Source organism: Methylotenera sp. (assembly GCF_029945705.1).
GTDB lineage: Bacteria > Pseudomonadota > Gammaproteobacteria > Burkholderiales > Methylophilaceae > Methylotenera.
Genome location: NZ_JAQSDC010000038.1, coordinates 21,138 through 46,507, shown reverse-complemented (window position 1 = coordinate 46,507; position 25,370 = coordinate 21,138). Strand labels below are relative to the sequence as shown.

The 25,370-nt window shown below is 43.8% G+C and carries 25 protein-coding genes; 13 read left to right on the top strand and 12 right to left on the bottom strand.

Features of this window, described 5'->3' with window-relative positions; genetic code table 11:
• Positions 1–51 precede the first annotated feature (51 nt).
• From PSU78_RS07310 to PSU78_RS07275, 8 genes are all read right to left on the bottom strand, one after another.
• Positions 52–1,179 carry an aldolase/citrate lyase family protein gene (locus PSU78_RS07310; protein WP_300386472.1) on the bottom strand — a complete coding sequence of 376 codons (1,128 nt, stop codon included), beginning with the start codon at positions 1,177–1,179 and terminating at the stop codon, positions 52–54.
• Positions 1,180–1,221: 42 nt separating this feature from the next.
• A complete protein-coding gene (locus PSU78_RS07305; RefSeq protein WP_300386470.1) occupies positions 1,222–1,542 on the bottom strand; it encodes a succinate dehydrogenase assembly factor 2 in 321 nt (106 codons plus the stop codon).
• Positions 1,543–1,562: 20 nt separating this feature from the next.
• Positions 1,563–2,303, bottom strand: coding sequence for a succinate dehydrogenase iron-sulfur subunit (locus PSU78_RS07300; protein ID WP_300386467.1), 741 nt, complete (start codon positions 2,301–2,303; stop codon positions 1,563–1,565).
• Between the two features lie 25 nt (positions 2,304–2,328).
• Positions 2,329–4,104, bottom strand: coding sequence for a succinate dehydrogenase flavoprotein subunit (gene sdhA, locus PSU78_RS07295; protein WP_300386464.1), 1,776 nt, complete (start codon positions 4,102–4,104; stop codon positions 2,329–2,331).
• A 58-nt stretch (positions 4,105–4,162) separates the two neighbouring features.
• Complete coding sequence (gene sdhD, locus PSU78_RS07290) at positions 4,163–4,507, bottom strand: succinate dehydrogenase, hydrophobic membrane anchor protein (protein ID WP_300386461.1); 345 nt, start codon at positions 4,505–4,507, stop codon at positions 4,163–4,165.
• A gap of 6 nt (positions 4,508–4,513) precedes the next feature.
• Positions 4,514–4,939: a succinate dehydrogenase, cytochrome b556 subunit gene (sdhC, locus tag PSU78_RS07285; protein ID WP_300386459.1), complete on the bottom strand. Its 426-nt coding sequence runs from the start codon at positions 4,937–4,939 to the stop codon at positions 4,514–4,516.
• Between the two features lie 29 nt (positions 4,940–4,968).
• Positions 4,969–6,177, bottom strand: coding sequence for a malic enzyme-like NAD(P)-binding protein (locus tag PSU78_RS07280; RefSeq protein WP_300386456.1), 1,209 nt, complete (start codon positions 6,175–6,177; stop codon positions 4,969–4,971).
• Positions 6,178–6,343: 166 nt separating this feature from the next.
• On the bottom strand, positions 6,344–7,078 hold the full coding sequence (locus PSU78_RS07275) for a GntR family transcriptional regulator (protein WP_300386658.1): 735 nt from the start codon (positions 7,076–7,078) through the stop codon (positions 6,344–6,346).
• A 238-nt stretch (positions 7,079–7,316) separates the two neighbouring features.
• On the opposite strand from PSU78_RS07275, the gene PSU78_RS07270 reads away from it, so the two are divergent.
• The 6 genes from PSU78_RS07270 (at position 7,317) to PSU78_RS07245 (ending at position 14,028) form a co-directional block, all read left to right on the top strand.
• A complete protein-coding gene (locus PSU78_RS07270) occupies positions 7,317–8,198 on the top strand; it encodes a CoA ester lyase (RefSeq protein ID WP_300386453.1) in 882 nt (293 codons plus the stop codon).
• Positions 8,191–9,288, top strand: coding sequence for a MaoC family dehydratase (locus PSU78_RS07265; protein ID WP_300386450.1), 1,098 nt, complete (start codon positions 8,191–8,193; stop codon positions 9,286–9,288). Before PSU78_RS07270 ends, PSU78_RS07265 begins: the two co-directional genes overlap by 8 nt.
• 39 nt (positions 9,289–9,327) lie before the next feature.
• A complete protein-coding gene (locus PSU78_RS07260; protein WP_300386447.1) occupies positions 9,328–10,329 on the top strand; it encodes an aldolase/citrate lyase family protein in 1,002 nt (333 codons plus the stop codon).
• A 47-nt stretch (positions 10,330–10,376) separates the two neighbouring features.
• Complete coding sequence (gene prpB / locus PSU78_RS07255; RefSeq protein WP_300386444.1) at positions 10,377–11,261, top strand: methylisocitrate lyase; 885 nt, start codon at positions 10,377–10,379, stop codon at positions 11,259–11,261.
• Between the two features lies 1 nt (position 11,262).
• Positions 11,263–12,438, top strand: coding sequence for a 2-methylcitrate synthase (gene prpC / locus PSU78_RS07250; protein WP_300386442.1), 1,176 nt, complete (start codon positions 11,263–11,265; stop codon positions 12,436–12,438).
• Positions 12,439–12,567: 129 nt separating this feature from the next.
• Positions 12,568–14,028 carry a bifunctional 2-methylcitrate dehydratase/aconitate hydratase gene (locus tag PSU78_RS07245; protein WP_300386438.1) on the top strand — a complete coding sequence of 487 codons (1,461 nt, stop codon included), beginning with the start codon at positions 12,568–12,570 and terminating at the stop codon, positions 14,026–14,028.
• A gap of 56 nt (positions 14,029–14,084) precedes the next feature.
• On the opposite strand, the gene PSU78_RS07240 is transcribed toward PSU78_RS07245, so the two are convergent.
• Positions 14,085–14,468: a hypothetical protein gene (locus PSU78_RS07240; RefSeq protein ID WP_300386435.1), complete on the bottom strand. Its 384-nt coding sequence runs from the start codon at positions 14,466–14,468 to the stop codon at positions 14,085–14,087.
• 197 nt (positions 14,469–14,665) lie between these two features.
• Here PSU78_RS07240 and purB point away from each other — a divergent pair, with 197 nt between their 5' ends.
• From purB to PSU78_RS07205, 7 genes are all read left to right on the top strand, one after another.
• Positions 14,666–16,036, top strand: a complete 1,371-nt coding sequence (purB, locus tag PSU78_RS07235; RefSeq protein WP_300386432.1) for an adenylosuccinate lyase — start codon at positions 14,666–14,668, stop codon at positions 16,034–16,036.
• Positions 16,037–16,095: 59 nt separating this feature from the next.
• On the top strand, positions 16,096–17,844 hold the full coding sequence (locus PSU78_RS07230) for an autotransporter assembly complex family protein (protein WP_300386429.1): 1,749 nt from the start codon (positions 16,096–16,098) through the stop codon (positions 17,842–17,844).
• The gene (locus PSU78_RS07225) at positions 17,844–21,026 is read left to right on the top strand and encodes a translocation/assembly module TamB domain-containing protein (RefSeq protein WP_300386426.1); all 3,183 of its coding nucleotides are present in this window, start codon (positions 17,844–17,846) and stop codon (positions 21,024–21,026) included. Before PSU78_RS07230 ends, PSU78_RS07225 begins: the two co-directional genes overlap by 1 nt.
• Before the next feature lie 106 nt (positions 21,027–21,132).
• Positions 21,133–21,729 carry a PIN domain-containing protein gene (locus PSU78_RS07220; RefSeq protein ID WP_300386423.1) on the top strand — a complete coding sequence of 199 codons (597 nt, stop codon included), beginning with the start codon at positions 21,133–21,135 and terminating at the stop codon, positions 21,727–21,729.
• Between the two features lie 9 nt (positions 21,730–21,738).
• Positions 21,739–22,338 (top strand): NAD(P)H:quinone oxidoreductase, encoded by a 600-nt coding sequence (wrbA, locus tag PSU78_RS07215; protein WP_300386420.1) that lies wholly within the window; start codon positions 21,739–21,741, stop codon positions 22,336–22,338.
• Positions 22,339–22,358: 20 nt separating this feature from the next.
• Complete coding sequence (locus PSU78_RS07210; protein WP_300386417.1) at positions 22,359–23,084, top strand: DUF2470 domain-containing protein; 726 nt, start codon at positions 22,359–22,361, stop codon at positions 23,082–23,084.
• Positions 23,081–23,434, top strand: coding sequence for a DUF2069 domain-containing protein (locus tag PSU78_RS07205; RefSeq protein ID WP_300386414.1), 354 nt, complete (start codon positions 23,081–23,083; stop codon positions 23,432–23,434). The genes PSU78_RS07210 and PSU78_RS07205 overlap by 4 nt, the downstream gene beginning before the upstream one ends.
• A 26-nt stretch (positions 23,435–23,460) precedes the next feature.
• Here the strand turns inward: PSU78_RS07205 and PSU78_RS07200 are convergent, their stop codons facing one another.
• Genes PSU78_RS07200 through PSU78_RS07190 form a run of 3 tightly spaced genes read right to left on the bottom strand, consistent with a single transcriptional unit; the run spans position 23,461 to position 25,324 of the window.
• Positions 23,461–24,825: an FAD-linked oxidase C-terminal domain-containing protein gene (locus PSU78_RS07200; protein WP_300386411.1), complete on the bottom strand. Its 1,365-nt coding sequence runs from the start codon at positions 24,823–24,825 to the stop codon at positions 23,461–23,463.
• Positions 24,825–25,118 (bottom strand): type II toxin-antitoxin system RelE/ParE family toxin, encoded by a 294-nt coding sequence (locus tag PSU78_RS07195; protein ID WP_300386408.1) that lies wholly within the window; start codon positions 25,116–25,118, stop codon positions 24,825–24,827. The genes PSU78_RS07200 and PSU78_RS07195 overlap by 1 nt, the downstream gene beginning before the upstream one ends.
• Positions 25,115–25,324, bottom strand: a complete 210-nt coding sequence (locus PSU78_RS07190; protein ID WP_300386405.1) for an addiction module protein — start codon at positions 25,322–25,324, stop codon at positions 25,115–25,117. The genes PSU78_RS07195 and PSU78_RS07190 overlap by 4 nt, the downstream gene beginning before the upstream one ends.
• Positions 25,325–25,370: the final 46 nt, after the last annotated feature.

The window sequence follows — 25,370 nt, the reverse complement described above, 5'->3', positions numbered from 1 at the left end:
GACTCTCTTGAATTTCATTTTGTTAAATGACAGCAGCATGATTGATTGAATTTATAGCAACACGCCATACGGCCAGTTTTGACGAATCACTTGAGCTGGTAATAATTCCAGCACTTGCAAGGCAAAGTCCATATCATCTTGGTTTAACGCGCGTAAAGCATGGGCTCTCAGCAGAGTTTGCAGTGCTTTACCAAACATTGGTGGATCCAGCATTTCGCCTTCAAACTTAATCGCGCCGCCATGTAAGGCATCTGCCTCAATTGCCGCTTTCAAGATGCGTACTTTTTGGTTTACTTCAGTGGGTGAAGGGGTATACGCCGTTTTGCATAAATGTATGTGGCCTGGGTGTATTACCTGTTTACCCGTTAAACCCATCGCGGCCTCTTGGCAGGCATGTTTATAAACAATGCGTGACTCATAATCGCCATGCAAATCTAGCCAGCGGCGTACATCGTGTGGTTCAATAAATTTTTCAGGCATAATATTCGCGCCAATTAATGTTTCAACACCACCAATCACGCCCTTACCCGCAATACGCGCTTCAAACATGAGTTGATTCATATAAAACTGTAACTCTTCAATCCAGTGTTCAGGCGTGATGTGTATGCCCATCGCTTTTGAAAAGTCATGAATACCAAACACGACATGCTTCACTGTGCTGTATTGCATTAACTCTGGTGCTATTTTAAGTGATTTAGGATGCTCAATAATTGGCTGAATAGTAATATTCGGATTTAACTCAAGTAACAAGCTAGATAAATCGCGCACCTCGGCGGCGCCATAGGCTTCACCAGCCTTGGCAAGCATCACCACATCAATACAATCAGACATATCGCTAACGAGTTGCATATCTAACTCATATTCATCGGTACGGAATGAGTTTGAGCGAATGGCAATGGTGACGCTCGGGTTAACTTTACGCAGCTCTGGCAACTCTTGGCGCAGTAAATCACGACTCATTTCTTTTTGACGACAACCGTCTTCCAAGTCAAAAATTAAAGTATGGGCATTGGTGTGATGCGCATGCTTTTTCATGCGTGCCGCTGCTTGTGTGACATCTTCGTAAATGCCCTGCGCTGGCGAATACTTAACAGGTGGATAGTAAAGCTGTATGCCAGGCCAATTCTCACCCAGCATATTGCTATTGGTATAACACTTTATTTTTCCAGGGCTATTCATGCTAAATCTTTCAATAATTTTAATTATTCTTAACTAATTTCGTTAATGACCACTTAATTTGGTCAGTACTGTCTTCATAGAACCTGCATCCAATGGCCTGCTTCTCAATGCCTCTACCTCTGCAAACTTTATTCTTGATGTCACCACATCTAAAAACTCGTTATCAGGTAAATCTAGCAAGCTATCAAACGCCAATAACTCTGATTGAGTGAGCGTTGCAAGATGCTTTTCAGAAAAGCGCTGCAATACAATATCTAGTTCTAACAAGCCTCGGCGACAACGCCAGCTTAGGCGTCGCACTTCTTCATCGGTCATATTTTTTTGATCTGGCTTGTTATCTTTCTGGAGTTCACTTAAAAACATTTCCATAACCCCTTAAATCGCTAAACAGACTTAATTTCGATGTGTTTTTTCGCTTTGTTTTTGTGCTCACGCGCCTGCTCAAATTTAAGGTCTTTGATTTTTGCAATAGCGGCATTGGGGTTGAGTTTCTTAGGACAAACTTCCACGCAATTCATAATATTGTGGCAACGGTATAATCGATCCGGCTCTTCCAAATTCTCCAAACGTTCATCCAGCGCCTGATCACGGCTATCCACCATAAAGCGGTAGGCTTGCATTAACCCTGCTGGCCCGACAAACTTATCTGGGTTCCACCAGAAAGATGGGCAAGAGGTGGTACATGCTCCGCATAAAATACATTCATATAAGCCATCAAGCTTGGCGCGGTCCTCAGGCGACTGTAAGCGCTCCGTTTCAGGTGGTGGGTCATTATTCACCAAGTATGGTTTAACCGAATTGTAGTTTTCGAAAAACTGCGTCATATCGACGACTAAATCGCGAATCACAGGTAAGCCTGGCATCGGACGAAGAACGATGGGCTCTTCTAAGTCGGATAGCTTAGTAATACAAGCCAAGCCATTTTTACCGTTGATATTCATGCTGTCAGAACCACATACGCCTTCACGGCATGACTTACGCAAACTCAAACTATCATCCAACTCTTTGATGCGCAATAACGCATCCAACAACATTAGATCGCTGTCTTCAAGCTGCAAATCGTAGTCTTGCATGTAAGGCTTTTTGTCTACGTCTGGATTAAATCTGTAAATTGAGAATTTCATGTTGTCGTCTCTAGTTTTATTTCAATTAGTACACGCGTGCTTTAGGTTCAAAGCTTTGTACTGTTTGCGGTTTTAGGCGTACAGGCTTATATGCTAAGCGATGGCCTTCACGGTAGTAGAGTGAATGTGTGAGCCAGTTTTTGTCATCACGCTCGCTAAAGTCTTCCCGTGCATGTGCGCCACGGCTTTCAGTGCGCGCCTCTGCCGCATGCATGGTCGCTAAAGCCACTTCTACCAAATTATCAAGTTCTAATGCCTCAACTCTGGCGGTGTTGAATACTTGGCTTTTATCTTTAATCACAGTATTTTTTGCGCGCTCAGCTATCTGGTCGATTTTCACTACACCAGCTTGCAACAAGTCTGGAAAGCGGAACACGCCACAATGCGTTTGCATGGCTTCACGCAAATCTGCACCCACATCTTTCACGCTCTCACCTTGCGTTTGTGTGTCTAAGCGATTTAATCTTGCCAACGTTTTATCGAATGCGTCGGCGGGTAGTGGTTTGTGAGCAGAATGTATTAAATTCTCCTTTCTCACCTCCTCAACCATTTTGTCGCCAGCGGCACGGCCAAATACCACCAAATCTAACAGTGAGTTTGAACCTAAACGATTCGCACCATGCACTGAAACGCAAGCACACTCGCCCACTGCATATAAGCCATTCACTACTGATTGACCGCCATTGCCATCGGGCACGACTACCTGTCCTTGCAGATTAGTAGGAATACCACCCATCATGTAGTGCACTGTTGGCACGATAGGAATTGGGTCATACACTGGGTCAACATTGGCAAAAGTTTTAGCAATTTCACGGATACCTGGCAATTTATCGTTGATTAGTTTTTCGCCTAAATGGTCTAATTTTAAGAACACTGCATCTTTGTTCTTACCCACGCCACGGCCTTCTTTAATTTCTGTGGCCGTTGCGCGTGAAACCACGTCACGGCTTGCCAAGTCTTTAGCATTTGGTGCGTAGCGCTCCATAAAACGCTCACCTTCGCTATTCACTAAATAGCCACCCTCACCGCGAACGCCTTCGGTAATCAATACGCCTGCATTCAACACCCCTGTAGGATGAAATTGCCAGAACTCCATATCTTGCAACGGAATATTGGCGCGTGCTGCCATGCCTAAACCATCGCCAGTGTTAATGAACGCGTTCGTACTGGCTTTAAATATGCGGCCTGCGCCACCAGTCGCCAGCATAGTGGCTTTAGCGCGTATGCAATGCACCTCGCCTGTTTCAATTTCTAGGGCCAACACGCCCAATACGTCGCCATCTGCATCCTTTAGTAAATCGAGCGCTAACCACTCCACAAAAAACTGCGTATTCGATTGAATATTGCGCTGATATAGCGTATGCAACATGGCGTGGCCTGTTCTATCGGCTACCGCACAAGTCCGTGAGATGGCACTCTCACCAAAGTTTTGCGTCATGCCACCAAACGGCCTTTGAAATATTTTGCCATTTTCTAATCGGTCAAACGGCATGCCAAAATGCTCAAGCTCATAAATTGCCGCAGCGGCATTTTTACACATAAACTCAATCGCGTCTTGGTCACCCAAATAGTCTGACCCTTTGATGGTGTCGTACATATGCCATAACCATTTATCATCCGCCACGTTGCCAAGCGCGGCGGCAATGCCACCCTGCGCCGCCACAGTGTGGGAACGCGTAGGAAACACTTTTGACAGCACCGCTACTTTTAAGCCAGATTGCGCTAATTGCAGCGAAGCACGTAAACCTGCACCACCGCCACCTACCACTAACGCATCAAATGTTTGAGTTTGTAACGCCATAACCAATTAACCTTCAATAAATTTTAAATAATGACTATTTCAATTAACACCATTTCAATCAAGCGAGTAGCAACCAAGTGGCCCAAACCAAATAAACCCATAATGACACCACTAAAAGTTTATCTAACACGTCACGTACACTTGGGTTTGGCACGTAATCTTTAAATACATCACGGATGCCTAGCCATGCATGAAGACACAAGCTCATCCAAAACAACAAAGTGGCGATACGCCACCACAGTGGCTGAAAAAAATCGACCCAAGCTTCATAATGACTCGGCTGTACGATTAAGAATCTAGCTACCGCAAAAACGCTGTAAATCGCCATCACTAGCGCACTAAGTCTTTGAGTTAACCAAGCGCGCATGCCTGGATAACGTTTAGTTAAAAGTTCAATCAGCATAAATTATTAAATCCATATTTTTAGGGCTAATACTAGGGTCGCTAGCGCACCTAGTACGAGTACCACTTTGCTGGTGTAACGCGCTTTCATGAGTGTAGTCATCCAATGTACGTCCATTGCCAGGTGACGAATACCTGCAAAAAAGTGATGAAAGAAAGCCCATGCCAATCCAAGAAGCATGATTTTTATAAAAGGTGAATGCAAAATCGCAATCACTGTTTCATAGTGCTGCGCGGAGCTGAGTGAAAACTGCAACAACAGTAAAATGATCGGCAAGATTAAAAATAAAACGCAGCCTGTTGCTCTGTGCAATATCGACACCAGTGCGTTTATTGGCAGGCGAATTGTGAGTAGGTTCAGGTTTTTAGGTCGGCTCATTTGACCCGGTCTTAGCCTTGCCTTTTGAGTATTTTTTTGCTGATTATTTTGCATATTCAAGAGTCTTGTTGAGATTATTGTATTTATTTACTTTGCTGCAATCTTGCGGCATCCGCCACAGCGCCAGACACACGTGATAACAAGCGTTTATCGAACGGTTTGGGAATAATGTAATCCTTACCGAAACTTAAGCTCTTCAAGTGATAAGCCGCTAATACATCTTCTGGCACAGGCTCTCTCGCTAACGCGGCTAAAGCATGCGCTGCTGCGATTTGCATTTCATCAGTAATTTGCTTAGCTTTGGCATCCAATGCACCTCTGAATAAATACGGAAAGCACAACGCATTATTCACTTGATTCGGAAAGTCTGAACGTCCAGTCGCCATTAAAATATCATCGCGAACTGCGTGCGCTAAGCTTGGTAAAATCTCTGGGTCTGGATTTGCCAAGGCAAACACCACTGGTTTTGGCGCCATCAATTTAAGTAATTCTGGTGACAAGGCATTGGCGGCTGAAACGCCAATAAATACATCCGCATTAGGCATCACATCTGCCAATGTTTTTGCATCACTTGGCGCAACGGCTAAATGACGATTATTGTCATGCAAGTCACTACGTGAAGTATCGAGTACACCTGATTTATCCACCATGGTAATATTCGTGGCACCCATTAATTTGAGTAAACGCGCACATGAGCAACCTGCGGCGCCAGCGCCTAAAAACACGATTTTTGCTGTTGGTAATGTTTTGCCTTGCAACTCTAATGCATTCGACAAGGCCGCAGCCACAATCACCGCTGTACCATGCTGGTCGTCGTGAAAAACCGGAATATCTAAACGCGCACGCAACTCATTTTCGATGCGGAAACAATGCGGCGCCGCAATATCTTCTAAATTAATACCGCCAAATGTTGGCGCGATATTCACCACCGTTTCAATAAACGCCTCAATACTTGGCGCATTGATTTCTATATCGAACACGTCAATACCCGCAAAGTGTTTGAACAAAACTGCTTTGCCTTCCATCACAGGCTTACTTGCCAGCGGCCCCATGTTACCTAGACCCAATACCGCAGTGCCATCAGTAATCACTGCAACTAAGTTACCTTTATTGGTATATTTATAAGCCAAGGCAGGATCACGGTTAATTTCGCGCACGGGTACTGCCACACCTGGCGTATATGCTAAAGATAAATCATCTTGCGTAGCGCACGGCTTAGATGACTCCACAGAAAGCTTACCTGGCTTAGGAAACTCGTGATAATCAAGTGCGCGTTTTTTTAAATCGTCCATTTTGCAATACCTTTTCAGGGTTTAGTTTTTAATTTTTACTACCGCTCACCTAAATTCTGCGATTTTCAAAAATTGCAATAGCAAGAAAGGCAAACGCAGACAGTACTTTAGTACGGCAAGTGCAGCCTGACGCCGCTAGTGCATGTTTTCAAAAGCACAAAAAGGGCTATTCGAGCTCATTCATGTAGTGATGATTATCAGTCACGCACAAGCCCAAACGCCACTCCATCGGCTTATCACCGTAAGTAAATGAAACGCGCTCTATGCTAAGGATTGGCTCTCCCTCTTTTAAACCCAAAGCCTTTGCCACCTCACCTTTAGCGCCTACCGCTGTTAAACGCTCCTCAGCACGTATCATTCGCACACCAAACTCTGATTCGTACATGCTATACATTGAGCCGTTATTTTCTTCTACACGTGTACCATTCAAGCCTTTAAATGGCGCTGCTGGTACAACAATATGGTCAAAAATCAGCGGCCTGCCTGAAAAAGTCAGTAAGCGCTTTATTTCTATAGTTGATGCGCCCGCTTTCAAATCAAGAATTTGCCCCATCCGCACATCAGCCTTGCCTTTGGTACATGAAATGAACTCATTTTGTAACAACTCTTTTTGGCCATCTACCGAAGTCAACCTTAAAAACCGCAACTTCATGCCCTCAGCGCTATGTGTAGCAACAAACGTGCCTTTACCTTGACGGCGAATAAGAATGTTTTCTGTAGCAAGCGCATCAATGGCTTTTCTGACCGTACCTTGACTCACCTTATAGCGACCTGCCAACTCAATTTCACTAGGAATCATGTCGCCCGGACGCCACTCACCGCCGATTAAGCTTTGCGTAAGCAGCACTTTAATCTGATCATACAAAGGCTTATAACTTGGCGAGTTGTAGTGTTTATCTATCATAGTCTTTGTATCTCACTTTTAAACCTAACTAAAGTTGAACAAGAGGTTGAGCTGACTTTAAGTTATTTAGTCGCCATTTAACGTTGAATTCTATTAACGATATTTATATCACGAGTATTTACAATAGTCTAGCATTTTATATCTTATATAAGACATAAGATATATATTGACATTTTTTATTTTCTCTCTATATAATCAGCCTAGCTTTAAAACAATTAAAACTAAAGGTAACAAGATGGCTCAATACTTTCGCCCTAGGCGCTCTATGCTCTACGTACCAGGCTGCAATACGCATTATCTTGAGCGTGCGCGGACGTTACATGCCGACTCTGTAATATTAGATTTGGGCGACCCAATATTAGTTGAATGCAAAGAAGAGTCACGCGACAACGTAGTGCGCTTTGTCAATGAAGGTGGTTATGGCTCGCGCGAAGTGGTAGTGCGCGTGAATGACCTCACTTCACAATGGGGACCTGACGACATTAAAGCCATCGCAAAAACCAAAGTTGATGCCGTTTTATTTCCAAACATTGAATCTCGCGAAGATGTACTCACCGCGCTTTCTTTACTTGATGCCGCTGGAGGCAGTCACTTGCCGATTATGGTGATGATTGAAAGCCCAATTGCGGTTTTGAACGCAAAAGAAATTGCTGCGGCATCTGACCGCATTGTATGCATTGTGATGGCAACCTCTGACTTAATTTCTCAACTGCACGCACGTGTAACACATGAACGCTCTGCAATTTTAACTTCACTTTCTTTGGTGATTTTAGCCGCACGTGCTTATGGGCACGCGGTGGTCGATGGTATCACTAGCGACTTCAAAAATATGCATTCATTTGAATACGCATGCCGCTTAGGTCGCGATATGGGTTTTGATGGAAAATCACTGGTACATCCCGCACAGCTAGCCTACAGCAACGATGCCTACACGCCACAATCATCAGAAGTAAGACATGCGCGCGAAATCATCGCCGCCTTAAAAGAGGCAAATGAACAAGGCAAAGGCACTGTTGTGGTTAACGATAAATTAGTTGAGCGCCATCACGTGAGAGCCGCTGAACGCTTATTAAAACTCAGCGAAATGATTACGACTTTGGAAGAAAGCTATGTCTAAAACTGAACATATAATCAAAACAGGCAAAATCAATGCGGGCAATTACTTTGAGGATTTCCAGCTCAATCAAGTGATTCATCACGCCACGCCACGCACCATTGCTGAAGGTGAAATGGCTTTATATATTGCGTTAACTGGTGCACGCCAAGTGCTGCACTCTGCGGATACAGTTGCTCAATCATTAGGTTACAACGCCAGGCCAGTAGATGACTTACTGGCTTTTCATATTGCGTTTGGCAAAACCGTGCCTGACATTTCCGTCAATGCAATCGCAAACCTAGGCTATGCCGATGTACGCTTTTTGCAGCCTGTGCATATCGGCGATACGCTGAGTACCAGCTCAACAGTGATTGGCTTAAAACAAAATTCCAACGGTAAATCTGGTGTGGTTTATGTACGTTCGGTTTCTATAAATCAATTACAGCAACCCGTGCTTTCATGGGTACGCTGGGTAATGGTGCATAAAAACAATTTAGATGCGCCAGCGCCTGAAACCGTAGTACCTAACTTACCTAATTATGTACCTGCGGATGAGCTTAGCGTACCAACATTTCTGGACGCTAGAAAATTCAATACGGCAGTGACTGGCGGACAATACTTATGGGATGACTATGCCGTCGGTGAGCGCATCAACCACCCAGCGGGCATGACTATCAGCGATACCGATCACACCTTGGCAACTAAGCTTTATCAGAATAATGCGCGCCTGCATTTTGATGATGTGATGATGAAAAAAACCGCATTTGGCAGACGATTAATGTACGGCGGTCACATCATTTCCCTTTGCCGCGCATTATCAAATGATGGTTTGGAAAATGCGCTTTGCATCGTAGCGATTAACGGCGGCACGCATTGCAATCCCTCGTTTGGTGATGACACCATTTACACTTGGACTGAAGTACTAGATAAATGGGATGTGCCAAATCGCAGCGATGTAGGCGCATTGAGATTACGCATGGTCGGTATAAAAAATATCCCTGCGGATGCGCTCGAAAGCACACATATCACTACCGATGGCAAACAGACTTACCACCCGAACGTAGTATTAGATTTAGATTACACCGTGCTGATGCCACGCAAATCAAATTAACCAATACATAGAAAATTTTCAAAGACTTAGGAAAAGACAATGGCGACCACACAACAATTAGTTCACCCTAAAGATGCCTTATTTGGCGGGGAAAAATCATTCCCAATCATTCCTTCATGCGAGCATTTTGCTGGCAGCGAAAAGTTAATTCTTAAAGCTTTAGCTATGCAAGACACGATTGGCCCTGTTTTCGATATTACTTGCGATTGCGAAGATGGCGCACAGGCGGGCCAAGAACGTGAACATGCTGAAATGATCGTCCGCGTTTTAACAAGCTTAGCCAATCAACACAAAATGGCTGGCGCACGTATTCACGACTACACCAATAGCTACTGGAAGCAAGATGTAGATATTTTGGTCGCGGGTGCTGGCAAAGTTTTAAGCTATATCACCATTCCAAAATGTACAAGCTACGCACAAGCCAGCGAGATGATTGCTTACATTCAGAAAACTGCCACTTTTAATGGTATTGATCGTGTGATTCCTGTGCATATATTAATTGAAACACATGGCGCATTAAAAGCTGTGCATGAAATCGCGACCTTGCCTTGGGTTCAAGTGTTAGATTTTGGCTTAATGGATTTTGTCAGCGGTCACCATGGCGCAATTCCAGCATCAGCCATGCGTAGCCCAGGTCAGTTTGACCACCGTTTGCTTGCACGTGCAAAAGCTGAGTTAGTTGCAGCAGCACTTGCAAACGGCGTAGTACCAGCACACAACGTAACATTAGATCTCAAAAATGTAGAAACCACGCGTTCAGATGCATCGCGTGCACGCAACGAATTTGGCTTTTTACGCATGTGGAGCATTTACCCAACGCAAATCGAAGCAATTGTGAATGCAATGAAACCTAATTTCGACGAAGTGCAAGATGGCGCCAACATTCTACTTGCTGCACAAAAGGCTGATTGGGGACCAATTCAGTATGACGGCGAACTCCATGACAGAGCGACATATCGTTATTTCTGGGAAATTTTGCAAAAAGCAAAATTAACCAAAGTTGCAATTCCTACTGAGGCAACAGAAGCCTTCTTCAGTTAATTTTTAAATTTAAAATATTTTTAAATAAATACAGTTAGGTAGTTAATATGACACAAGCAGCCACAGCAGGGGCACGATTTCGTGCCGCCCTAAGCGCAGAAAAACCATTACAAATCATTGGTGCGATCAATGCTTATCACGCCATGCTCGCCACCCAAAGCGGTTTTAAAGCCATTTATTTATCAGGTGGCGGCGTTGCTGCAGGTTCACTTGGTTTGCCAGATTTAGGTATTTCGACTTTAGAAGATGTGCTCATTGACGTACGCCGCATTACCGATGCCGTAGATACGCCATTATTGGTAGATATTGATACTGGCTGGGGCGGCGCTTTTAACATTGCTCGCAGCGTAAAGAGTATTGCCAAAGCTGGTGCGGCGGCAGTGCATATTGAAGACCAAGTATCCGCAAAACGCTGTGGTCATCGCCCAAATAAAGCCATTGTGAGCTTAGAAGAAATGGTAGACCGCGTAAAAGCCGCAGTTGATGCAAAACCATACGATGACTTCGTCATCATGGCGCGTACTGATGCGCTCGCTGTTGAAGGTCTGCAATCAGCCATAGACCGCGCTTGCGCTTGCGCTGAAGCGGGCGCAGACATGATTTTCCCTGAAGCGATTACTGAACTTGGCATGTATAAACAATTTGCAGCGGCAGTCAAAGTGCCCGTGTTAGCCAATATTACCGAATTTGGCAGCACGCCATTATTCACAGTTGATGAATTACGCACAGCGGATGTGAGCATGGTGCTGTACCCCCTTTCAGCCTTCCGCGCGATGAATCAAGCAGCACTGAATGTTTACCAAGTAGTGAAAAATGATGGTACGCAAAAAAATGTAGTCGGCATTATGCAAACCCGCATGGATCTTTACGACCACTTGGGTTACCACAGTTTTGAACAAAAATTAGATGCTCTATTTAAAGGAGAAAAGTAGCATGACTGTCACTACTCAAACGACGGTTCTAATATCAAACAATGACGCCCCTAAAAAGAAAAAAGGCGTAGCATTAGCAGGTGTTTCTGCTGGTACCACTGCGATTTGTACGGTTGGGCATACTGGTAACGATTTACATTATCGCGGTTACGATATTATTGAACTAGCTAAAAGCGCCACATTTGAAGAAGTCGCTTACTTATTAATTCATGGTGAGTTGCCCAATAAATCCGAGTTAGCGGCTTATCATGCCAAGCTAAAAACATTGCGCGATATACCTGCCGCACTTAAAACAGTGCTTGAGCAAATTCCTAAAAACACTCACCCGATGGACGTCATGCGCACGGGTTGTGCCATGTTAGGTACATTGCAACCAGAAGCGGCTGACCGTAATACCAAAGCCGCACAAGATTTAGGTGACAGTCTCATTTCATGCTTTGGCTCCATTTTGTTGTATTGGTATCACTTTAGCCACAACGGCAAACGTGTGAATTTAGAAACTGACGATAATAGTATTGCCGCACACTTTCTACACGTACTGCACGGCAAAGCACCAAGCCAATTGCACATTGATGCGATGAACACTTCGCTAGTGTTATATGCAGAGCATGAATTCAATGCATCTACTTTCACTGCTCGTGTCATTGCTGGCACCTTGTCTGACATGTATTCATGCATCACTGGTGCAATTGGTGCCTTACGTGGCGCAAAACATGGTGGCGCCAATGAAGCGGCCATGGAAATTATAGGGCGTTATAAAAATGCCGATGAAGCAGAAGCTGATATTTTAGAGCGCATGGCACGTAAAGAAATCATCATTGGTTTTGGTCATCCAGTGTACACAATCGCAGATCCACGAAATGAGTCAATCAAAGCTGTTAGCCGCAAGTTATGCGAAGATGCGGGCAATATGACGCTTTTTGAAATCTCAGCACGCATTGAAGAAGTGATGTGGCGCGAGAAAAAAATGTTTCCAAATTTAGACTGGTATAGCGCATCTAGTTACCACATGATGGGCATTCCAACAGGCATGTTCACGCCAATTTTTGTGATTTCACGTACTACTGGCTGGGTGGCGCATGTGATTGAACAGCGTATTGATAACAAAATCATTCGTCCAAATGCTGAATACATTGGCCCAGATAATCGTGCTTATGTACCACTAGAAAAACGATAACCATCACTGCTGTCATTCCCACGAAAGTGGGAATCCATTGCGAATTTAACGACTGTCTAAATATGGATTCCCGCTTCCGCGAGAATGACGAGCTAAATTAAATTATTTTTATATCAAAGGTTTTTAAACATGTCCGCTCATATCTCTAACGTACGCCCCGCTCCGGACCAAGTGATTGTCGATATAGCCAATTATGTGGCTGATTACGAAATCAAATCCGACGAAGCCTTCGACACTGCACGCAACTGTTTGATGGATACACTAGGTTGCGGTTTTGAAGCTTTAGATTACCCAGCTTGCACCAAATTATTAGGCCCAGTCATTGCTGGCACTGTCGTGCCAAACGGCGCAAAAGTACCTGGCACTTCTTTTCAGCTAGACCCAATTTTAGCCGCCTTCAACATCGGCGCGATGATACGCTGGTTAGACTTTAACGACACATGGCTAGCAGCTGAGTGGGGTCACCCATCAGATAACTTAGGCGGCATTTTGGCAACGGCTGATTATATTTCTCGTAAGAATGTGGCTGAAGGCAAAAATGCACTCACCATTAAAGACGTGCTGACAGCGATGATTAAGGCACATGAAATTCAAGGCGTATTAGCGCTAGAAAACAGCTTTAACCGTGTGGGTTTAGACCACGTGATTTTAGTAAAAATCGCCTCAACAGCGGTAGTGACAAAGCTTTTAGGTGGCAATAAAGAAGACATCATCAACGCAGTTTCTAACGCATTTGTAGATGGCCAAAGCTTACGCACCTATCGCCACTCACCAAATACAGGCTCACGTAAATCATGGGCGGCAGGTGATGCTACCTCTCGTGCGGTGAGGCTTGCGTGGATGACTATGCAAGGTGAAATGGGCTATCCATCGGCACTTACAGCCAAAACATGGGGTTTCTACGACGTACTATTTAAAGGCAATGCCTTCAAATTCCAACGCAGTTACGGCTCTTATGTCATGGAACAAGTATTATTCAAAATCTCGTTCCCCGCTGAATTCCATGCGCAAACCGCTGTGGAGTGTGCAATTCAATTACATGCCCAAGTGGGCAGAGAAATTCAATCATTAGAACAAATCACGCAAATTGATAAAATCGTGATCACAACACACGAATCAGCGATTCGCATCATCGATAAAACTGGCCCATTAGATAACCCCGCGGATCGTGACCACTGTATTCAATACATGTCTGCCATTGGTTTACTAAAAGGCAACTTAACCGCCCAAGATTATGAAGATGCAGCAGCGGCAGACCCTCGCATTGATGCAATCCGAGCAAAAATGGTATGTGTAGAAAAAGCAGAATACACGGCTGATTATCTAAACCCAGAAAAACGCTCAATTGCCAACGCGATTCAAGTGTTCTTTAAAGATCATACAAGCTCAGACAATATCGCCGTGGAGTACCCAATCGGTCATCGCCGCCGCCGCGGTCAGGGCATTCCAGAGCTCGTGAAAAAATTCCAAGTGAACTTAGCACGCCGTTTTGATGTTAAAAAACAAGCGGATATTTTAACGCTTTGCTTAGACCAAGCTAAGTTGGAAGCAACCTCAGTGAATGAGTTTGTGGATATGCTCACTCATTAATTAAAAAAGGGTATGTAAAATCACTACATACCCTTTTTCTAATACTGCAAAAACATTTACGTATTGTTGTTCTGAGGAGGTGTTGGCGTCACTACTGGTGCAGCGGCGCCATTATCATCCTTAGTATTCACATAGCCTGCGCCTAACACAACACCACTCTGCAAGAAGTCATACCCCACTGTAATCGCGGAATTATTAAAGTTGTAGCCTGCACTAATGTCAGCACCAAATTTATTCGTGGACATTGGATAGTAAGAAACACCAGCACCAACCACCGCTTTGTGCTCTTCTCTATCGCTTAATAATTTAAACGAAACGCCTGGGCCACCAGAGCTACCAAACGCATAACCTACACCAAAAAAAATCCCTACGCCATCTGCTTTTACTGAAGCACTTGCTAAAACCAATACAGCCAAAACCGCACACTTTAATTTAGTCATTAAAATCCCCTTAAAAATCATTACAAAACTTTACACAAAATAATTTCAATTGCATACCCCCTATTTAGGGGAAGGTATTTATTTTTAGCTAAAAATATACAACCAAAGTAGTTGGTGCAAAATAAAAACTTTTTACGCACCTTCGACTAAGGTAAAATATTACTTTAATTCAAACGCTGTTTTCGAAAGCTCGAACGATGTCACTTACTACGCTGAATGCACTCTCTCCTCTTGATGGTCGCTACCAAACTAAATTAGATGCTTTACGTCCTTACTTTAGCGAGTATGCCCTAATTAAACACCGCACTTGGGTGGAGGTTGAGTGGCTTAAAGCGTTGTCTTCGGCTAAAGATTTACTAGAGATTGCACCGTTTAGTGCAGAAACTATTAAAGAGTTGGATGATGCGATTGTTAACTTTAGCGAAGTCGATGCATCTCAAGTTAAGGCGATTGAAGCGCGTACTAATCATGACGTAAAAGCGCTTGAATATTGGCTTAAAGAGAAGTTTGACGGCAATCTTGAAATTAAAAAAGCCAGCGAGTTTATTCACTTTGCTTGCACATCAGAAGACATCAATAACTTATCACACGGCTTAATGTTAAAAAGCGCACGTGATGCAGTGATGCTGCCATTTTTGGCGAGCTTAATAGCTAGACTCAGTGAGTTGTCACATCAACTAGCTGACCAACCGATGCTTTCACGCACGCATGGCCAAACAGCATCACCAACCACAATGGGTAAAGAGTTGGCTAACGTGGTATATCGTTTGCAACGTCAACAAAAACAGCTTGAAGCGAATGAAATTTTAGGGAAAATCAATGGTGCTGTTGGTAATTTCAATGCACATCTTTCAGCTTACCCAAATTTTGACTGGGAAAGTTTTGCGAAGAACTTTGTAGAGAGCTTAGGTTTAACTTACAACCCAATGACCATTCAGATTGAGCCACATGACTATATGGCTGAATTGTACGATTGCCTAAGCCGCATTAACACGATTTTGATTGATATTAACCGCGATATTTGGGGTTACATTTCAGTGGGTTACTTTAAACAAAAGGTTAAAGCGGGTGAAATTGGTTCATCTACCATGCCACATAAAGTGAACCCAATTGACTTTGAGAACTCAGAAGGTAACTTAGGTTTAGCTAATGCCGTGTTACGTCATTTAGCTGAAAAATTACCTATCTCGCGCTGGCAGCGTGATCTAACGGATTCAACGGTCTTACGTAATATGGGCGTGGCATTTGGTTATACACTGTTAGGTTACGACTCTTGCTTACGTGGTCTAAACAAGCTAGAAATCAACCCAGAAAAACTAGCTTTAGATTTAGATAACAGCTGGGAAGTATTAGCTGAGCCCATTCAAACTGTGATGCGCCGTTATGGCATTGAAAACCCATACGAGCAACTCAAAGAGCTTACGCGCGGCAAAGGCGGCATTAATAAAGCATCGCTACATATATTTATTAGCGGTTTAAATATTCCTGCGGATGCAAAACAGGCATTGCTAGAAATGACGCCAGCAAGCTACACAGGCAAGGCAACGGAGCTTGCACGTACTGTTTAACTGCGATGCTCGCTTAGTAAGCATCCACAAGTCGGGCAATTAAATAAGGTAGCCTACACTTGAGAAAAATCCTTTTAATCTGTTTTTTGTGGCTATTTCTGGCTCTACCTGTGCAGGCAGAGTCAGCCCATTATCAGCTTGAAATTACGGCACCAACACCACTCAAAGACTTACTGCAAAAGCATTTAGACATGGTGAAATGGCGCGACAATCCGCGCATGAGCCCCGCAGAGTGGCAACGTTTATTCTCACTAGCCCCGCAAAACATCAAAGATTTAATCGCAACCGAAGGCTATTTCGCAGCCAAAATTACTCCAACGCTCAACAACCAAAGTGGCGTATACATCGCTAAATTTGAGGTTGAAGCTGGTGCACCTGTTTTAGTCAACGATGTGACATTGAAATTTACGGGAGAAATTACTACTCAGCCAGCAGATGCCAAGCCTAGCGTAGAAAAACTCCGTGATACATGGCTATTGCAAAAAGGTGAGCCTTTTCGCCAAGAAAGTTGGAGTCAAGCTAAACGTAAGCTGTTGACTGAGTTTTTAGTCCAGCGTTATCCCAATGCCAGCATCAGCAATAGTAAAGCAGAAGTTAACCTAGAGACGCAGACAGTAGCATTAAGTGTCGAGGTGAATAGCGGTGCTGCAATTAGGTTTGGTGATACGACAATAGTAGGTTTAAAGCGCTACAAACCTAGAGTGGTTGAAAACCTTAACCCCATTAAAGCTGGGCATATTTATAACCAATCTGACTTGCTGACATTTCAAACGCGCTTACAGGAAAGTGGTTATTTTCAAAGCGTAGAAGTAACTGCCGATACGCTCAATTCAAATAATGGTGCAGACCCTAATGCTGCACCGATTAAAGTCACAGTCATCGAAAATCGTAGCATTAAAATGGGCATCGGTGCTGGTTACAGCACTAACACAGGACCACGTTTGCAATTATCTGTAGATGACTTGAATTTGTTCAATATGGGCTGGAGATTGAGTAGCAACCTTAAAGTGGAGAAAGATGCGCAAGTCCTTAGCAGTGAGATTCATCTGCCAACGACTAAAGCAGGTTACCGAGATAGCTTGAATGGAAATGTATCTCATACGCTGGTAGAAGGTTTAGATTTAACCGTGACGCAAGTTGGCGTTAAACGCGCATGGGGAGATCGAAAACGTGAACAATATGTGAATGCAAACCTGCTGACTGAAAGCTCTAAGGTTGATGGTGCAGGCTCTGCCAGCACTTATGCAGCAACACTTGGCTATGGCATCATACTCAGACATACCGATAACGATCTCAACCCAACACGTGGTTATTTATTGAATGTGCAGTTTACTGGCGCGCCATTAACGTCTACGGCGAATGGCAGTTTCTTGCAAAGTCACATTAAAACTCAAGCCTACTACCCGATTACTTCGAGCACACAACTTATTGCACGTGCCGAAATTGGTTTAGTGAACGGCAAAAATAGTGCTCCTGAATTATATTTATTTCGTGCCGGTGGTGATCAGTCCGTGCGCGGTTATGCCTATCAAAGCTTAGGTGTGACAGAGGGCGATGCAATTGTTGGTGGACGTTACATTGCCACGGGTAGCGTTGAAGTTGTTCAATGGCTCACCAGCCAATGGGGCGCAGCGCTATTTGTGGATGCAGGTAATGCCGCCAACTCTTTACAAGACTTATCACCTGTCTACGGCTATGGTTTAGGTGCACGCTGGAAAAGCCCTCTAGGCCCGATTGGTGCTGATATTGCTTACGGTGAAGCGACTGGCGAATATCGACTCCACTTTAATATAGGGGTGGCTTTCTGATGGTGCAACGCTACTTTTCTATACGTTATTTAATGTTAATGCTGATTGGTCTTAGTTTATTGGTAAGCCCCGCACACAGCGAAATGTCAATCAACTCCCAAACCAGCCTTGATACTTTTAGTTACGACCTCGATAACATTCACCTGAAACTTGAAAAACTAGAGGCTAACTGGCAGTTTTCGCCATTTGGTGACGGCAAGTTATTGGTAGACAAGGTGCGCGCAAAACGGCTTATTATTACAGTGGGCGACGGTACGGCAAAAACAAAAGATGCAGGTTTGCCTAATCGCATTAAACCACCATTTCCCATTAAAATCATGCAGGCGGATATTGCAGAGATACTCGTCATTAAAAATGGTGAAACTCAGACCTATAGCAATCTAAAGCTCAACCTTGAAGCTGATGCAAAAACCATCAAAATTAATACGTTAAATGTTGATACGCCATGGGGTTCCGCTTCAACAACACTACAAATGAGCACCTCCAAACCTTTTATACTTGAAGGCAACACTAACCTCAAAAAAGCGAATGCCAGCACACATTACGATATTAAAGTAGCACTCTCTGGCGACCTGCAAACCTTACATTTTAATAGCGACTTAATACTCGCCAAACACAACAATCAATTAGCCATATTCCAAACTCAGCAGACCAATATACCATCCGCAGCCCTTGTGAATATTAAAGGTCAACTTGGCTTGGCGGATGATTATCCCCTCTCGGCCAACATCACGATTAACGAACTCAAGCCTGAAAACTTTGGTAACTACCCAACATCAAAACTCAATTTTGATATTGCTGTACAAGGTAAGCTTCTACCGACCTTCGCGACTACCATCCAATTTGCCGCACGAGATAGCCAATGGCAAGGCCAAGCCTTGCTTAGCAGCGGCAACATCATCATTGAAGATAAGCAAATCCGCAATATCGATCTGCAAGCCAGTATTGCCAACAACATCATTAAAGCAAATGGCAGCCTTGGGCAAGCCGATAGTAAACTTGATTGGCAAGCTGATTTAGCAGATTTGAGAAAGTTTGGCACAGATTATTCTGGTCAAGCAAATGTAAGCGGTACGGTGACAGGTACTTTTGAGAATTTAGCACTACAACTCAAATTGCTCGCAAAAAATATCAGCTTGCCAGGCGGTTTGAAAGTAGAAAAACTAGCAGGTCAGGCATCGATGATGGCTGATGAAAATGGCCAAGTAAACGGAGAGTTTACTGCCAACAACCTGCAATACGGCAAGCATCCTGTGTTGGATGGCAAACTGACTTTACAAGGTACACGAGCAAAACATCAGCTTAATCTAAGTGCTCAAGGCAAGGAGCTTAAATTTGAAAGCACGTTGCAAGGCGGCTTAATCACTGCAACCAACCGCTGGCAGGGATTATTGCAGAGCCTATCTTTGGAAGGAAACTCACCTATCAAACTGACCACGCCAGCGACGTTGTCATTCGATGCGAAAGGCGCAACACTAGAACAAGCGCACGTTCAATTAAATAAAGGCAACCTGTTTATTGACCTCATAAAATTTGACTCCAGTGGCTTTGCAAGCGCTGGCCATGCCGATCAATTGGCACTAGAGGATTTACCCGCAGAATTGTTCATATTGCCATCCACACTACAAGGCAGCCCAGTTTTTTCAGCTCAATGGGACATCAAAGCAACAGATAGTTTGAATGGCTATATCAACTTAAAGCACGATACTGGCGATTTCACAATGACCGCAGCCGATGGCACTAAGAAACCACTTGGTTTACAAGAGGCAAGATTTGACGCTACGTTTGTGAATAATCAGGCTGAGATTAGCGCTAGCCTTAAGGGACAAAATATTGGCTTTTTAGAGGTTAATTTAAGCACCACTTTCACCAAAGTAAACGCGGGGTTCGCCCTACTTGCCAGTGCGCCACTGACATTGAACGGCAAAGCGCAATTACAAACTCTAGCATGGCTGCCCATGCCCACTTCACTGATGGATGCCAGCTTTGATGGTCATTTAAATATCACCGTTACCGCTAACGGCACACTAGCAGAGCCTAATTTCAGCGGCAATGTGGATGGTAAGAATCTGCAATTCTCGCTACCAACTGAAGGCGTCAATTTTATTAATGGCGAGTTGCAAGCAAGTTTTGAGCATGACAAATTACTCATTACTAAAGCCACATGGCAAGGCGGCGATGGGCACTTACAAGCCACAGGATTTTTACTGCTAGACACCGCTCATTTAGACAAAGCAAAACCACAAATTGACCTAGATTGGTCTGCGCAAAACTTCACGGCAATCTCTCGCGCTGATCGCCTCTTAACTTTAAATGGCACAGGAAAAACCACATTGACCAATGGTTTACTCATGATTTCTGGCAATTTCAATGTAGCGAAAGGTCTCGTTGAGTTGTCAAATGAGGATACGCCAGTGCTTGGAGATGACGTGGTTATTATTGGGCAAACTGACATTACCCCTGAACCTGCACTCAAAATATTACTCAACGGATTGCGTATCGACTTAGGCAAGGAGTTCACCTTGCGCGGTCGCGGACTAGATGCACAACTTACTGGTGCATTAACCCTAACTGGTTTAACACAATATCAACCACATACCGAAGGTATCATCGAAGTGAAAGAAGGCTCTTTCTCCGCTTACGGTCAAAAATTAATCATAGAGCGCGGCATTATTAACTTTAACGGCACGGTAGAAAATCCAGGGATCAACATCAGAGCCATGCGTAACACCACGCCAGTGAATGCGGGCATCGAAGTCACAGGCACAGCCCTTATCCCCATCACAAAATTAGTTTCTGACCCAGCGGTAGCTGACAGCGAGAAATTATCATGGCTAGTATTAGGACACGGCATGGACCAAACCAGCAAAAGTGACTATGGCTTATTATCACTAGCTGCTGGCGTAATACTATCGCAAGGACAATCCGTGCCATTGCAAACACAGTTGGCAAGAGCGGCCGGCTTAGACGAATTTAGTTTTTCTGGCGGTGATGCAGACAGCGCCGCCGTGGTGTTTGGCAAACGCCTTTCATCGAGGCTATATCTCAGCTATCAAAAAAGCATCAGCGGTCTTTTAGATGTTGCCAGACTCACCTACAACATGACCTCACGTTGGTCATTGCGCGGAGAAGCAGGCACAGAAAGCGCTGTAGATGTGCTGTATACTTTTAGCTTCAAATAAAATGTATCCAAAAAAATGAACGTTAATAATAAGTAATCCACGCCAAAACTCATGCATGTGAATTAATGTCAATATTACTTATAAATTTAAAGGTTTTAATTTATTAATGAAAACTAACTTTGTACTTATAGACTACGAAAATGTTCAGCCAAAGTTGCTCTCAGCTTTAAATCAGGAGCAATTCCGAGTATTTATTTTTGTAGGTGAAAATCAATCCAAAATTCCATTTGAACTAGTAGAAACGTTGCAAGAATTTGGAACTAAGGCTAAATATATAAAAATAGATGGTAATGGCCACAATGCATTAGATTTTCATATCGCATTCTATATCGGTCAGTTAGCAAAAGAAGAACCTAACTCATACTTTCATATTATTTCTAGAGATAAAGGATTTGATCCTTTAATTAAACACTTAAAGACTATAAAAATATTGTGCGCCAGGTCACTAGAGGTTAAAGATATGCCTTTATTTAAAGCACTTAACTCATCATCTGAAACCGAGAGAATCAATGCGGTTATCGACAACTTAAAACAGCGAGGTTCTTCAAAACCACGTAAAGAGAAAACTCTAAACAGCACGATTAATTCACTATTTCAAAAAAGCCTTTCTGGACATGAATTAGCTAATTTAATTGAAACTCTAAAATCAAAAAAAATAATTACCATTAAAGATGGAAATATTACTTATCACTTGGAAGATTAGTCATACTCAATGAATACACAACCAGAAATCCTAGTCTTATATTACTCCCAAGGTGGCGCAGTGCGTGAAATGGCGCAACTGATTGCGCGTGGTATTGAAAGTGTAGCGGGTATCAAAGCACGTATTCGCACAGTGCCGAAAGTTTCAGCCAATTGTGAAGCGACTGAGCCAGATATTCCAAACAGCGGCGACCCTTATGTGGAACTAAGCGACCTAGAGGAATGTATTGGCTTAGCACTTGGCAGTCCAACACGTTTTGGCAATATGGCAGCACCTATGAAGTACTTTTTAGATGGCACTGCTGGCTTGTGGCTAAAAGGCGCATTGATTGGTAAGCCTGCATCCGTATTTACCAGCTCAGGCTCGATGCACGGTGGCAACGAAACCACCTTAGTAACCATGATGTTGCCACTAATACACCACGGCATGCTGATAGTAGGTTTGCCTTACTCTGAGCCTGAGTTATCAAGCACGCAAACTGGCGGTACACCTTATGGTGCCAGCCATATAGGCGGTACGATGGACGACAAGCCAGTTAGTGCAGACGAACGGAAACTATGCATAGCATTAGGCGCAAGACTCGCTCAAACCGCATTAAAACTAAAGTAATTAATGAAAGTGACAATATAGTGAGTTTAGCCAAAGAGGCATTACAGTTTTTACGCAGTACACGCAGCGGCGTACTTTCTACCTTATCCACAAAGTTTGCTGGCTACCCGTTCGGTTCAGTCGCGCCGTTTGTGTTAGATCATAGAGGTCAGCCGATTATCCTAATCAGCACAATTGCTGAGCACACGCAGAACATTATTGCTAACCCAAAAGTATCCTTATTAGTATTTGCTGGCGATGAAGATATGCAAGCGAGCGGACGCCTCACACTCATGGGTGAAGCAAAAATAATTGATAAAGAAGATGCTGATTTACGCGCGCGTTATTTGCGTTATCTACCGCAAGCCGCGAGTTATTTTGAAATGCATGATTTCAGTTTTTACCGTATCGAAATCGCTCAAGCGCGCTATATTGCGGGGTTTGGTAAAATGGGATGGATTTCAGGAGATGCCATGCATCCTGCAGAGCTTACAGAAAACTCGCCACTTGCCGTGCAAGAAACTGGCATTATCGAACACATGAATGCAGACCATGTGCACAGCTTAATTGCTTACAGCCAGCACTTTCATCATATAAACGCAACACATGCGGAAATGTTAGGTATAGATGCTGATGGTTTTGATGCGAAAGTGACTATTGTCGATGGCAAAACACAGACTCTGCGATTCAACTTTGAACAGCCTATTCAGGATGCTCAGTCAGCTAGAATGGCGTTAGTCAGTATGTCGAAAGCGGCAAAAGTATGATGCAAAAACCTAGCATACAGCAACTTCAACTAGGCGCTAGCATTAGCTTAATCGCGCTTATCCTACTTTGTTTAGCATGGGAAACAGTGCTCGCACCATTCAAGCCAGGCGGTTCATTACTCATGCTAAAAACGCTCCCATTATTACTGCCGTTATTCGGCACTCTGCACGGCAAACGCTACACCTATAAATGGGCAAGTATGTTTATTTTGCTATATTTCACTGAGGGCATTGTGCGCGCTTGGTCAGATGTTGGACTTTCAGCCAAATTAGCACTGCTTGAAGTTTTACTCACCGTGATATTTTTTGGATGCGCTATTTATTATGCAAAGTTTACCCGAGCAAAATAAATAGCCCCAATCTTAGGACAAGCAAACTAGTTGGGAAACAACTTACCCGGATTTAAAATATTATTCGGGTCAAACGTTAACTTAACGGCTTTCATTAAATTAATGGTGGTTTCATCGATCTCGCGTGAAATAAATGGGCGTTTCGCCATACCCACACCATGTTCGCCAGATAACGTGCCTTGCAACGAAAGTACTAAGCTGAACACCTCATCCAAGCACTCATAAGCACGTTTCATTTCATCGGCATTGTCTGGGTTTACTAGTAAGTTCACGTGTATATTGCCATTGCCTGCGTGACCAAAATTCACATTAGAAATTTTGTATTGCGCGGCTAATTTCTCTAAACCTGTTAATAATTCAGGCAAATGCGACACTGGCACGGCGATGTCTTCATTAATTTTCTTAGGCGCAATGTCTTTCAACAATGGCGACAAAGCCTTACGTGCAGCCCATAAAGCCTTGGTATCTTCCGCAGGTTTGGCTTCAATCAAGCCATCTACTTGGCAAGCTTGCAAAATCGCCTCGGTGGCTTCAATAATCTCTTGCTGCGCACCATCAACCTCTATCATCAAGTAAGCGCGGGCATTTTGTGGCAATAGGTTTTTATGGCGACCTCTAATCAGATTTAAGGCACCGTTATCTAAAAATTCCAAAGCACTTGGCGTGTAAGGTTGCGCCATAATCGCTGCAATCGCGCGCGCGCAACTGGCCGTATCTGCAAACTCTGCGGTGATGCCTCCTGTATGTTTTGGTAAAGGGGTGAGTTTGAGTGTCGCTTCAACAATTACTGCGAGTGTGCCCTCAGAACCAACTAATAATCGAGTTAAGTCGTAACCAACCACGCCTTTGCTGGTGTAGCAGCCTGTTTTAATAATGTCGCCATTACCAGTTACTGCTTTTAAGCCAAGCACGTGGTCACGTGCAACACCATATTTCACAGCATGTGGGCCAGCTGCACAAGTGGCAAGATTACCGCCAATACTGCAATAAGCCGCACTTGATGGATCTGGCGGCCAAAAGAAACCAACACCTTTAATCGCATCTTGCAACTCTTGATTGAGCACGCCCGGCTCAATAATCGCCATGCGGTTATCTGGGTCTACACTGATAATTTTATTCATGCGCTCTAAGGACAACGCAACACCGCCAGCTTCAGGCACGCTACCACCCGCAGTGCCCGTACCACGGCCGCGCGGCACAACTGGCACATTATGCGCATTACAAAGCTTAATCACAGCTTGCACTTCTTCGGTATTCAGCGGAAAAACTACGGCGATAGGGGCATGAAAAATACGCGAATTATCATAAGCATAAGCGTAGCAATCCACAGGGTCGGTGAACACCCTGTCATTTGGAAGGAGTTGCGAAAGTAATGAGGTAAATGTTTGCATTAGTTTTTAAGCATCCTTTTTATTCGAGCTGGCTTCGCTCTGCAATCTAGCACATGCCACACAACCACACTCACAGGCTCTATTTTGTAATAAATTGCATAAGGGAATACTTTTGAGAGCGCACGATAAAATCCGAAAATCTGCACATGAACACCTGCATAGACAATCAGTGAATCAATATCGGCAAATATCGCATCTTGAAAATAAACCCCTAAATCCTTTTGTTGCTTCTCATAAAACATTTGAGCCTCTGCTATATCAGCAAAAGCCGTGCTTAATAACTGAATTTTCATTTAAGTTGATTGCGCAATAGCTGCTTGGCTTTTTCCCAATCTAAAGTTTCAACCTCACCCTTAGCAACTCGCTGTTGCGTGTCACGTAACACATCCTCATGCCACGCTGGCGATTGAAACGGCTCTATATCATGAGTTAAATCGTCCCAAAGCGCATCCATCATGCGCAATTTCTCAGCTCTCGTTAAACTGTTTAGTGATTGCATAGTGTTATATCCTATTCAACTTAATTCAGTAGAATCTAGACTCAGT

Excerpts from the sequence above, each read along its gene's own strand:
- sdhA (WP_300386464.1), bottom strand. The coding sequence starts at position 4,104 with ATGGCGTTACAAACTCAAACATTTGATGCGTTAGTGGTAGGTGGCGGT.
- PSU78_RS07225 (WP_300386426.1), top strand. The coding sequence starts at position 17,844 with ATGGTGCAACGCTACTTTTCTATACGTTATTTAATGTTAATGCTGATT.
- PSU78_RS07280 (WP_300386456.1), bottom strand. The coding sequence starts at position 6,177 with ATGGACGATTTAAAAAAACGCGCACTTGATTATCACGAGTTTCCTAAG.
- wrbA (WP_300386420.1), top strand. The coding sequence starts at position 21,739 with ATGAATACACAACCAGAAATCCTAGTCTTATATTACTCCCAAGGTGGC.
- PSU78_RS07310 (WP_300386472.1), bottom strand. The coding sequence starts at position 1,179 with ATGAATAGCCCTGGAAAAATAAAGTGTTATACCAATAGCAATATGCTG.
- sdhD (WP_300386461.1), bottom strand. The coding sequence starts at position 4,507 with ATGCTGATTGAACTTTTAACTAAACGTTATCCAGGCATGCGCGCTTGG.
- prpC (WP_300386442.1), top strand. The coding sequence starts at position 11,263 with ATGACTGTCACTACTCAAACGACGGTTCTAATATCAAACAATGACGCC.
- PSU78_RS07300 (WP_300386467.1), bottom strand. The coding sequence starts at position 2,303 with ATGAAATTCTCAATTTACAGATTTAATCCAGACGTAGACAAAAAGCCT.
- purB (WP_300386432.1), top strand. The coding sequence starts at position 14,666 with ATGTCACTTACTACGCTGAATGCACTCTCTCCTCTTGATGGTCGCTAC.
- PSU78_RS07220 (WP_300386423.1), top strand. The coding sequence starts at position 21,133 with ATGAAAACTAACTTTGTACTTATAGACTACGAAAATGTTCAGCCAAAG.
- sdhC (WP_300386459.1), bottom strand. The coding sequence starts at position 4,939 with ATGCAAAATAATCAGCAAAAAAATACTCAAAAGGCAAGGCTAAGACCG.
- PSU78_RS07245 (WP_300386438.1), top strand. The coding sequence starts at position 12,568 with ATGTCCGCTCATATCTCTAACGTACGCCCCGCTCCGGACCAAGTGATT.
- PSU78_RS07200 (WP_300386411.1), bottom strand. The coding sequence starts at position 24,825 with ATGCAAACATTTACCTCATTACTTTCGCAACTCCTTCCAAATGACAGG.
- PSU78_RS07190 (WP_300386405.1), bottom strand. The coding sequence starts at position 25,324 with ATGCAATCACTAAACAGTTTAACGAGAGCTGAGAAATTGCGCATGATG.
- PSU78_RS07265 (WP_300386450.1), top strand. The coding sequence starts at position 8,191 with ATGTCTAAAACTGAACATATAATCAAAACAGGCAAAATCAATGCGGGC.
- PSU78_RS07205 (WP_300386414.1), top strand. The coding sequence starts at position 23,081 with ATGATGCAAAAACCTAGCATACAGCAACTTCAACTAGGCGCTAGCATT.
- prpB (WP_300386444.1), top strand. The coding sequence starts at position 10,377 with ATGACACAAGCAGCCACAGCAGGGGCACGATTTCGTGCCGCCCTAAGC.
- PSU78_RS07305 (WP_300386470.1), bottom strand. The coding sequence starts at position 1,542 with ATGTTTTTAAGTGAACTCCAGAAAGATAACAAGCCAGATCAAAAAAAT.
- PSU78_RS07270 (WP_300386453.1), top strand. The coding sequence starts at position 7,317 with ATGGCTCAATACTTTCGCCCTAGGCGCTCTATGCTCTACGTACCAGGC.
- PSU78_RS07260 (WP_300386447.1), top strand. The coding sequence starts at position 9,328 with ATGGCGACCACACAACAATTAGTTCACCCTAAAGATGCCTTATTTGGC.
- PSU78_RS07195 (WP_300386408.1), bottom strand. The coding sequence starts at position 25,118 with ATGAAAATTCAGTTATTAAGCACGGCTTTTGCTGATATAGCAGAGGCT.
- PSU78_RS07240 (WP_300386435.1), bottom strand. The coding sequence starts at position 14,468 with ATGACTAAATTAAAGTGTGCGGTTTTGGCTGTATTGGTTTTAGCAAGT.